The 8,000-nt window shown below is 54.9% G+C and carries 7 protein-coding genes and 1 pseudogene; 7 read left to right on the top strand and 1 reads right to left on the bottom strand.

Features of this window, described 5'->3' with window-relative positions:
- Positions 1 to 174 (bottom strand): annotated as a pseudogene (locus F7Q90_RS18690) (IS630 family transposase); the annotation flags it as partial.
- 417 nt (positions 175 to 591) lie between these two features.
- On the opposite strand from F7Q90_RS18690, the gene mraZ reads away from it, so the two are divergent.
- From mraZ to mraY, 7 genes are read left to right on the top strand one after another with little or no spacing between them, the layout of a single operon-like run.
- Positions 592 to 1,050 (top strand): division/cell wall cluster transcriptional repressor MraZ, encoded by a 459-nt coding sequence (gene mraZ / locus F7Q90_RS18685; protein ID WP_006117668.1) that lies wholly within the window; start codon positions 592 to 594, stop codon positions 1,048 to 1,050.
- Positions 1,051 to 1,052: 2 nt separating this feature from the next.
- Entirely contained in the window at positions 1,053 to 1,994 is a 942-nt protein-coding gene (gene rsmH / locus F7Q90_RS18680) for a 16S rRNA (cytosine(1402)-N(4))-methyltransferase RsmH (protein ID WP_006117669.1), read from the top strand.
- Positions 1,991 to 2,311: a cell division protein FtsL gene (ftsL, locus tag F7Q90_RS18675; RefSeq protein WP_006117670.1), complete on the top strand. Its 321-nt coding sequence runs from the start codon at positions 1,991 to 1,993 to the stop codon at positions 2,309 to 2,311. The genes rsmH and ftsL overlap by 4 nt, the downstream gene beginning before the upstream one ends.
- Positions 2,312 to 2,327: 16 nt before the next feature.
- Positions 2,328 to 4,094, top strand: coding sequence for a peptidoglycan glycosyltransferase FtsI (locus tag F7Q90_RS18670; RefSeq protein ID WP_006117671.1), 1,767 nt, complete (start codon positions 2,328 to 2,330; stop codon positions 4,092 to 4,094).
- The gene (murE, locus tag F7Q90_RS18665; RefSeq protein ID WP_006117672.1) at positions 4,081 to 5,568 is read left to right on the top strand and encodes a UDP-N-acetylmuramoyl-L-alanyl-D-glutamate--2,6-diaminopimelate ligase; all 1,488 of its coding nucleotides are present in this window, start codon (positions 4,081 to 4,083) and stop codon (positions 5,566 to 5,568) included. Before F7Q90_RS18670 ends, murE begins: the two co-directional genes overlap by 14 nt.
- Positions 5,565 to 6,923 (top strand): UDP-N-acetylmuramoyl-tripeptide--D-alanyl-D-alanine ligase, encoded by a 1,359-nt coding sequence (murF, locus tag F7Q90_RS18660; RefSeq protein WP_006117673.1) that lies wholly within the window; start codon positions 5,565 to 5,567, stop codon positions 6,921 to 6,923. The genes murE and murF overlap by 4 nt, the downstream gene beginning before the upstream one ends.
- Positions 6,917 to 7,999 carry a phospho-N-acetylmuramoyl-pentapeptide-transferase gene (mraY, locus tag F7Q90_RS18655; protein ID WP_006117674.1) on the top strand — a complete coding sequence of 361 codons (1,083 nt, stop codon included), beginning with the start codon at positions 6,917 to 6,919 and terminating at the stop codon, positions 7,997 to 7,999. Before murF ends, mraY begins: the two co-directional genes overlap by 7 nt.
- The last annotated feature ends 1 nt before the right edge of the window (position 8,000 follow it).

Below are 8,000 nucleotides of genomic sequence, written 5' to 3'. Positions count from 1 at the left end.
ACCAATCGATGAGCGGGCACAGCAGAGTGTTCTGGCAACATGACTGACGGTGTCACCACGATGCAGCATCAGCATGGCGGTGAGCCGCCGGGCGTGGTTTTTGTCCTTTGTTTTATGGATAGTTTTCTGCATCAGGCGTCGTTCGGTTCTGGGTATTGGTGCTATGATCGACATTGCTCAGTCCGGCTGGTGATTTGGGATATTCAGCGATTGATCAGATCGCATAAACCGGACTGAGTTCCCTCTAAGGGATCTACTATTCCGAGCAGTTATTTAGGCTTCCGTTAAGAAATCCCCTAAAATGCGTCCCCTGTCTCAAAACGGCATCGGATTATTCAACCGTAATAAACGTGTTAATTTTCGCCGTTTTTTTTCAGAGCTGAATTTTTTATTCAATTATTCATTAGTTTAATTTTGATTAATCATCTTCCGGCGTTTTGAAACCTTTTCAGTGTTAATTCCCGCCTCGGTAAATAATCATATTCTACTGCCGCTCCGGCTTGACAATGATTTCCTACGATCCTTAAACTCGTTTTGTGGTAAAAAGTGGGATAAAGTGGTGCAAATGGGTAACTGAGGGGTGAGACTGACATGTTCCGTGGAGCAACGTTAGTCAATCTCGACAGCAAAGGACGACTGGCGGTACCAACCCGTTACCGTAATTTGCTGAACGAGGAATCGCAGGGGCAGATGGTTTGTACCATCGACCTCCATCAGCCATGCCTGTTGCTTTACACCTTACCCGCATGGGAAATCATTGAGAAAAAACTGGCGAGTCTGTCCAGCATGAATCCGATGGAGCGCCGCGTGCAGCGTTTACTGTTGGGACATGCCAGTGAGTGTCAGATGGATAATGCGGGCCGCTTATTGCTGGCGAATACCCTTCGCCAGCATGCAAATTTAAGCAAAGAAGTGATGCTGGTTGGGCAGTTCAACAAGTTTGAACTGTGGGATGAACAGACCTGGTATCAACAAGTCAGGGATGATATTGACGCAGAACAGTCAGCTCAGTCGCCTTTATCTGAGCGGTTGCAGGATTTATCGCTATAGCTATGCAGGAAAATTATAAACACACCACCGTGCTGTTGGATGAGGCAGTGAATGGCCTCAACATCAAGGAAGACGGAATCTATATTGACGGCACCTTTGGTCGTGGCGGTCATTCACTCTTGATTCTGGCGCAGCTTGGCGCCAACGGAAAGCTCATCGCCATTGACCGTGATCCGCAAGCTATCGCCGCGGCCGCTGAAATAAAGGATCCGCGTTTTTCCATTGTTCATGGCCCCTTTTCCGCGCTGGCGGAGTATGTGGCAGAGCGTGAACTGGCAGGTCAGATTGACGGCATATTACTGGATCTGGGCGTGTCATCCCCGCAGTTGGATGATGCCGAACGCGGGTTTTCATTTATGCGTGACGGGCCGCTGGATATGCGCATGGATCCCACGCGCGGCCACTCTGCCGCCGAATGGTTGATGCAGGCAGAAGAGGCCGATATCGCCTTTGTGCTGAAAACCTATGGTGAAGAACGATTTGCGAAGCGGATTGCGCGGGCGATTGTGGAACGCAACCGGGATCAACCGATGACGCGCACGAAAGAGCTGGCAGAGGTGATTGCCGCAGCAACACCGGTTAAAGACAAGTTCAAACACCCGGCGACCCGTAGTTTCCAGGCCATTCGCATCTGGATCAACAGCGAACTGGAAGAGATCGACACCGCATTAAAAGGTGCAGTCGATGTGCTGGCTCCGCAAGGGCGTTTGTCTGTCATCAGCTTCCATTCGCTGGAAGACCGGTTGGTGAAGCGGTTTATGCGCGATCAGAGCCGCGGGCCGCAGGTGCCCCATGGCTTACCCATGACCGAGCAGCAACTGAATGCACTGGGTGGGCGTCAGTTGAAGCTGCTGGGCAAAATGGTACCTGGCGACACGGAGGTGAAAGAGAACCCCCGTGCGCGCAGTTCCGTTTTACGAATTGCGGAGCGAACTGACGCATGATTGGCAACGAACGGCACAGCTTACCCGCGGTCATCGCGGGCGACATTATGCGTAAAGGGAAACTCCCTTTTCTGTTGCTGATTGCTGTGCTGGTTTCTGCCGTGCTGGTCGTGACAACGACGCACAAAACACGCTTGCTGACTGCCCAGCGAGAGCAACTGGTGCTTGAGCGTGATGCGCTGGACATTGAGTGGCGCAACTTAATTCTGGAAGAGAATGCCCTTGGCGATCACAGCCGCGTTGAGCGGATCGCCACCGAGAAGCTGCAGATGCAGCACGTTGATCCTTCGCAGGAAAACATCGTGGTGCAAAAATAAGGACCTGTTACTGCTAATGAGCGGCGTAAAAAGAACGCTGAAGTTAAAAAAACCAGAAGATAAAGCCAGCTTTGTAAGCTGGCGTTTTGCGTTGTTATGCGGTTGCATTTTACTGGCCTTAGGTGGGCTGTTATCACGCGTGGCCTGGCTGCAGGTGATTAATCCGGACAAACTGGTTAAAGAGGGCGATTTACGTTCACTGCGCGTTCAGGCCGTGCCCACCTCGCGGGGGATGATCAGCGACCGCGGCGGGCGTCCGCTGGCGGTCAGCGTGCCGGTTAACGCCATCTGGGCCGATCCCAAAGAGCTGCATGATGCGGGCGGTGTCACGCTCGACAGTCGCTGGCGTGCGCTCTCAGATGCGCTTTCTGTTCCCATTGATCAACTGGCCGCCCGCGTGAATGCCAATCCTAAAGGCCGGTTCATCTATCTGGCCCGCCAGGTCAATCCCGCCATTGGTGAATACGTCAAAAAACTCAAGCTGCCCGGTATCCATCTGCGCGAAGAATCACGCCGTTATTACCCTGCCGGACAGGTCACCTCACATCTGATTGGCTTCACCAATATCGATGGTCAGGGAATCGAAGGCATCGAAAAGAGCTTTGACAAATGGCTGACGGGTGAGCCCGGCGAGCGTACCGTGCGTAAAGATCGCTATGGGCGCGTTATCGAAGACATTTCATCGGTGGACAGTCGTGCGGCACATAACCTCACTCTGAGTATTGACGAGCGTTTACAGGCGCTGGTGTACCGTGAGCTGAATAATGCGGTCGCCTTTAACAAAGCCGAATCGGGAACGGCGGTTCTGGTGGATGTGAATACCGGTGAGGTCCTGGCGATGGCGAACAGCCCTGCCTATAACCCCAATAACCTCAGCGACACGCCAAAAGATCTGATGCGCAACCGGGCCATCACCGACATTTTCGAACCCGGCTCGACGGTAAAACCGATGGTGGTGATGACCGCGCTGCAACGCGGCGTGGTGAAAGAGAACAGCGTTTTGAACACCGTGCCGTATCGCGTAAATGGTCATGAGATTAAAGACGTAGCGCGCTATAACGAACTCACGCTGACTGGCGTACTACAGAAATCGAGTAACGTCGGTGTTTCCCGACTGGCGTTAGCGATGCCCTCCTCAGCGCTGGTAGAAACTTACTCGCGCTTTGGTCTGGGTAAACCGACCAATTTGGGGCTGGTCGGGGAAAGCAGTGGCTTATACCCTAAAAAACAACGGTGGTCTGACATAGAGAGGGCCACCTTCTCTTTCGGCTACGGGCTAATGGTAACGCCGTTACAGTTAGCGCGAGTCTACGCAACGATTGGCAGCTTTGGTATCGCCCGCCCGCTCTCAATTACCAAAGTGGATCCGCCGGTGGGCGGTGAGCGCGTATTTCCTGAAGCTCTGGTGAAAACCGTGGTGCATATGATGGAAAGCGTTGCATTGCCGGGCGGGGGCGGCGTGAAAGCCGCCATTAAAGGTTATCGCGTCGCCATTAAAACCGGTACGGCGAAAAAAGTCGGACCGGACGGGCGTTATGTGAACAAATACATCGCCTATACCGCAGGCGTGGCACCTGCCAGCCGTCCTCGTTTTGCGCTTGTTGTGGTCATCAACGATCCTCAGGCCGGTAAATATTATGGTGGTGCGGTTTCTGCACCGGTGTTTGGTGCCATCATGGGCGGCGTACTGCGCACCATGAACATCGAGCCGGATGCGCTGCCGACCAATGACAAGAACGAGTTGGTGACAAACAGAAGTGAGGAAACAAGTGACAGATCGTAACCTGCGCGACTTACTCGGACCTTGGGTGCCCAGTGCACCTGCGCGCCCGTTGCGTGACATGACGCTGGACAGTCGCGTGGCGGCTGCGGGTGATCTGTTTGTCGCTATCGCCGGCCATCAGGTTGATGGACGCCGCTTCATTCCTCAGGCCATTGCCCAGGGCGTGGCCGCCGTGATTGCGGAAGCCGAAGGGGAAGCGAGCGACGGTGAAATACGCGAAATGCACGGCGTGCCGGTTATCTATCTTGCACAGTTACCCCAGCGTCTTTCCGCTCTGGCGGGGCGTTTTTACCAACAGCCGGGCGAAAGACAAAAACTGATTGGCATCACCGGCACTAATGGCAAAACGACCACGAGTCAGCTGCTGGCCCAGTGGGCTGAGCTGATGGGTGAAACCAGCGCGGTGATGGGGACGGTGGGAAATGGTCTGGTCGGCCAGCTCGTGCCTGCCGAAAACACCACCGGCTCCGCTGTGGACGTCCAGCATACTCTGGATGAACTGGCCAGCAAGGGCGCGTCGCTGACCGCCATGGAAATCTCCTCCCATGGTCTGGTGCAGCATCGTGTCGCAGCCTTGCCGTTCGCTGCTGCTGTCTTTACCAACCTCAGTCGCGATCACCTGGATTATCACGGCGATATGCAACAGTACGAATCAGCTAAATGGCTGCTCTTCTCTGAACATCAGGTGGGCGTGGCCATCCTGAATGCCGACGATGAAGTCGGACGCCGCTGGCTGGCAAACCTGCCTGATGCGGTTGCTGTCTCGATGGAAAATAACCTGCAGCCTGGCTGCCACGGTCGCTGGCTTCGCGCAACCGAGGTGAACTATCACGACAATGGTGCCCACATTCGTTTCCGCTCCAGTTGGGGCGATGGCGAACTGGACAGTCGTCTGATGGGGGCTTTTAACGTCAGTAACGTGTTGCTGGCGCTGGCCACACTGCTGGCGCTGGGTTATGCACTGGATGATTTACTGCGCGTTGCCGCAAAACTGCAGCCGGTTACCGGACGGATGGAAGTCTTCACCGCACCGGGCAAACCCACTGTCGTGGTGGATTATGCCCACACGCCCGACGCATTAGAGAAAGCACTGGCCGCCGCCCGCCTGCATTGTAAAGGTAAACTATGGTGCCTGTTCGGCTGTGGCGGCGATCGCGACAAAGGTAAGCGCCCACTTATGGGTGCCATTGCGGAACAGTTTGCCGATGTGGTCGTGATTACTGACGATAATCCGCGCAGCGAAGATCCTGCGGCGATTGTGCAGGACATTCTGAGCGGCCTCCTTGATCCGGGCCGCGCTCGCGTTGTCGCGGGCCGTGCACAGGCAGTCACCAGCACTATTATGCAGGCTCAGCCCGACGACATTGTGTTAGTCGCCGGTAAAGGCCACGAAGATTATCAAATTATTGGTCATCAGCGGCTGGACTACTCCGATCGTGCTACGGTCGCCACGCTGTTAGGAGGCATTGCATGATTCCGGTTTCATTACGCACCTTAGCGCAGGTCACCAGCGGTACGCTGCACGGCGACGATTTGACGTTCAACACCGTCACGACAGACACCCGCAAGGTCACCGCAGACAGTCTGTTTGTTGCCATTGTGGGTGAGCGCTTCGATGCACATGACTTTGCCGAGGATGCGATTGCCAAGGGCGCGAAAGCCTTGCTGGTAAGTAAGCATTTACCTGTGTCGGTGCCGCAGGTCGTTGTCAAAGACACGCGCATCGCCTTTGGTAAGCTGGCGTCCTGGGTGCGTCAGCAGGTCAGTGCCCGCGTCGTTGCGCTGACCGGCTCATCCGGTAAAACGTCAGTGAAAGAAATGACCGCAGCGATTTTACGCCAGTGCGGCGAAACGCTGCATACCGCCGGTAACCTGAATAACGATTTTGGCGTGCCCATGACCCTGCTGCGTCTCACGCCAGAACATCAGTATGCCGTGATTGAGCTTGGCGCTAATCATCAGGGTGAAATCGCCTATACCACCGACCTGGTTCGTCCGGAAGCGGCGCTGGTCAATAATCTGGCTGCCGCGCACCTTGAGGGTTTCGGGTCGCTTGAAGGTGTCGCAAAAGCGAAGGGTGAAATTTTTTACGGCCTGCCCGCAAAGGGAACGGCGATTTTAAATGCTGACAGCAATGACTGGCCACGCTGGCAGGAGAACCTGCACGGTAAAACGGTATGGCGCTTCTCGCCGCAGGCCGCAGACTGCGACTTTGGTGCGCGCGATATCCGTATTCGCCAGGATGGCACCCATTTTGTCATGCATACGCCCCGTGGTGACATCGACATTATTCTGCCTCTGCCCGGTCGGCACAATATCGCCAATGCTCTGGCGGCGGCGGCGCTTGCGTTGTCGGTCGATGCACCGCTTAGCGCGGTGCAGACCGGGCTGAAAAGCCTGCAGTCCGTTCCTGGTCGCTTATTTCCTGTCCGGCTCTCAGATCATCAACTGCTCCTGGATGACAGCTATAACGCCAATGTAGGATCGATGGTTGCGGCGGCACAGGTGCTGTCTGAAATGCCTGGCTACCGTGTGATGGTGGTGGGCGATATGGCTGAATTAGGGGATGAAAGTGAACAACTTCATCGCGAAGTCGGTCTGGCGGCCAAAGCTGCGGGCGTTGACCGGGTATTAAGCACCGGGCAGTTCAGCCACTTTATGAGTGAAAGTAGCGAAGTTGGCGAACATTTCAGCGATAAAACGGCGCTGACTGAACGATTACGCCAGTTGCTGTCCGAACACAAAGAAATGACCGTATTGATTAAAGGTTCGCGTAGTGCCGCCATGGAGCAGGTAGTACAGAGCTTACAGGAGAAAGGAACATGTTAGTTTGGCTGGCCGAGCATCTGGTCGCATTTTATTCCGGTTTTAACGTCTTTTCGTATTTGACGTTTCGCGCCATTGTCAGCCTGCTGACCGCACTGTTTATTTCGCTGTGGATGGGGCCGCGTCTGATTGCCTGGCTGCAAAAGCTGCAGATCGGGCAGGTTGTCCGTAATGATGGTCCCGAATCGCACTTCAGCAAGCGGGGCACGCCGACGATGGGCGGCATCATGATTCTGACGTCGATTACGTTGTCGGTGCTGATGTGGGCTTATCCTTCTAATCCCTACGTCTGGTGCGTGCTGGTGGTGCTGGTGGGCTTTGGCGTCATTGGCTTTGTTGATGATTACCGTAAAGTGGTTCGCAAGGATACCATGGGGCTGATTGCCCGCTGGAAATATTTCTGGATGTCGGTGATTTCGCTCGGAGTCGCCTTTGCGCTCTATCTGGCCGGTAAAGATACGCCTGCGACGGAACTCGTGGTGCCGTTTTTCAAAGATGTGATGCCACAGCTTGGCCTGTTTTACATTGTGCTGGCCTATTTCGTCATCGTCGGTACCGGTAATGCCGTCAACCTGACTGATGGGCTGGATGGTCTGGCCATCATGCCGACAGTGTTTGTTGCGGCCGGTTTCGCCCTGGTCGCCTGGGCGACCGGTAACGTGAAGTTCGCCGATTACCTGCACATTCCTTATCTGCGTCACGCAGGTGAGCTGGTTATCGTCTGTACGGCGATTGTTGGGGCTGGATTAGGTTTCCTCTGGTTTAACACTTATCCGGCTCAGGTCTTTATGGGCGATGTCGGCTCGCTGGCACTGGGCGGCGCGCTCGGTACCATCGCTGTCCTGCTGCGCCAGGAATTTTTATTAGTGATTATGGGCGGCGTGTTTGTGGTTGAAACGCTGTCGGTGATCCTGCAGGTGGGATCGTTCAAGCTGCGTGGCCAGCGTATTTTCCGCATGGCACCGATCCATCACCATTACGAACTGAAAGGCTGGCCAGAGCCGCGCGTGATTGTGCGCTTCTGGATTATTTCGCTCATGCTGGTGCTGATTGGCCTGGCGACGCTGAAGGTACGTTAAT

Origin of the sequence: Pantoea stewartii subsp. stewartii, assembly GCF_008801695.1 — a bacterium.
Classification (GTDB): domain Bacteria; phylum Pseudomonadota; class Gammaproteobacteria; order Enterobacterales; family Enterobacteriaceae; genus Pantoea; species Pantoea stewartii.
This window is presented reverse-complemented; position numbering and strand designations above follow the sequence as displayed.